Origin of the sequence: Microcoleus sp. S13C4 (assembly GCF_036700865.1) — a bacterium.
Lineage (GTDB): Bacteria > Cyanobacteriota > Cyanobacteriia > Cyanobacteriales > Microcoleaceae > Microcoleus.
The window spans coordinates 1-2191 of record NZ_JAUBPS010000155.1; the positions used below are offsets into that span (position 1 = coordinate 1).

General features: G+C 44.8%; 1 protein-coding gene and 1 pseudogene. Both read right to left on the minus strand.

Features of this window, described 5'->3' with window-relative positions; all coding sequences use genetic code 11:
• Positions 1-515 precede the first annotated feature (515 nt).
• Positions 516-695: pseudogene (locus QT996_RS28315) on the minus strand (hypothetical protein); the annotation flags it as partial.
• 450 nt (positions 696-1145) lie between these two features.
• Complete coding sequence (locus QT996_RS28320; RefSeq protein ID WP_006635936.1) at positions 1146-1931, minus strand: PspA/IM30 family protein; 786 nt, start codon at positions 1929-1931, stop codon at positions 1146-1148.
• Positions 1932-2191: the final 260 nt, after the last annotated feature.

Sequence of the window (2191 nt, forward strand, 5' to 3'; positions counted from 1 at the left end):
ATCTCTTGTTTCATCTGTAGAAAAAATTCTTAAAGAATTTGGAGATAATTATGTAATTAATTTTGCTTAACTACTTAATTACAAGAATGTCTTTGAGTAAGTGTTGTTTGGTTCGGTCTACTCTTGGGTCTGGTAGAGCGTCAAAATAAGTTGATAAGCTGATTTGTAAGTCTTGCATGGAGATGGGTTGAGGCCGCTCGATTGTCGGCGATGATGTGGGCTCATTCACAACACGATCGAATCCTTTCTCCATTGTTTTTTCCTCACCATTCGTGACTGATATGAAGCAGTATTATAGGACGCATTTGACATTTTTAACGCTGCGGGTCGAGCGCCCCTTGTGACTCGAGCGCCCGTGGGGCATCGAGCGCCCGCTACCAGCCTCATTTACACGGAGCGGGCGCTCGTCACCATATCTTCAATGGATTCTCAAGAACCGCTATTGACTGGATACTCCTTCATATATTGCCCTTAAAGTCAAGTACAATTTATACCAAATTAGATGAGCTTACCCTGATCATTAATGGTAGTGTCAGAATCCTATCTCTTAAATTTAGTTGGCGATAAAAAGTTTTTTGAGCAGCCATTGCTGGAATTAATAAATCTTCCAAATGATTCGCAATCGCTTCATTTTCTATTTGGGGACTATTTTTTTTCTTTGCATGATCTCGGTTAATTCTTTTTTTGCTACTCATAACTGGTTCAACTATGGCTCAACTGCTTGCCCCGTAAAGGTTTCATCCTATTTTACCTTGTTTGGTCTACCCCCTTGACAATTTGCACTTTTTCTTAACTTGTCACAAATGATTTCATGGCTTTATGCCTCCCAATTTAAAACTATTAAATTTGTCTAAATATCTGCGGAATGTGGGTTTAAACACTTCATTCCTTAAGTCAATATAAAGATGGTTGACAAAAGCCATTCTTTGTGTATACAGAAATAACTAAAAAAACTCCGACCTCCCAAGCTAGCCCTGTAGGTCGGCGGAGCATTCTACAGCAGATTCGACGTTTATGAAGTACCCCGCCTATCGTTCTATCCCCGTAGGGACACGGCGAAAGCCTTTGTCCCTACACTTCATCAACCTGGAATACGCTGTATCCAACCTGCGATCTGAGAAATAGGTAAATTTTGATAGAGATTACTACATTTTATTGAGCTGCGATCGCAATTCTTCCAACTCAGCGTCAATCACCGGACTCGACTCCGAGCTACTAGCTGCTGCCGTTTTACCCGCAGCAGGCAATTGACCTTGAGACACAGAACCCCCGGTCAGTTGAGCTTTCATCTGAGCCAACTCGTCGTCAACATCACCACCGCTTTCGAGCAAGCGGAACTGTTCCTCTAAATTGCTGCCGCCGGCGGCCAATTCTGCCGAAGCCCCCGCGCGAGCTTCAATCTGCAAAACTTTTTCTTCCATGCGATCAAAAGCCGCCATTGAACTGCCAGTATTCAAGGTGCCAATGGTATTGTTGAGCTGTTCCTGAGCCTTAGCAGCGGATATCCTCGCTTTGAGCATATCCTTTTTCGTCTTAGCTTCGGAAATTTTGCTTTCCAAACCGATCAAGTTGCGCTTGAGACTTTCCACCTGAGCCGATTGCTGATCCAGACTTGCTTTCAGCGTAGCCGCCGTTTCAGCGTGAGACTTTTTGCGAACCAGCGCTTCCCGCGCTAAAGTCTCGTCTCCTTTTTGCAGGGCTAGCTGAGCGCGCTGCTGCCACTGGTTAGACTGAGATTCAGCTTGATTGTACTGAGTCTGGGTGCGCTTTTGAGTAGCGATCGCGCTGGCAACGGCCTGACGCAACTGCACCAAGTCTTCCTGCATATCCGTAACGGACTGTTCTAAAATCTTTTCCGGGTCTTCAGCTTTATTGACCAGATCGTTAAGATTGGCTTTGACGACTCGGCTAATGCGGTCAAATAATCCCATAATGCTATTTTTCCTGGGTGAGGTGTACGAAGGTAGGCGGAAAGCAGGCTTGATAGCCCTAGCCCGCAGTTGTGAAATTCACTCTTGTCAGATTTTTAGTGAGATTTAGTTTTTGGCAATTTTTGCAGACAGATAAATCCAGTTTAAAGCGATCGAGTAATGTGATGCAGGCAAGCTTATTCAGGTTGAGTCGATGGGAGGTATTATCCTCCGCACCTCTCAGTTAGATCCGGACGTGCGACTTTCATTGCATCCGGCTC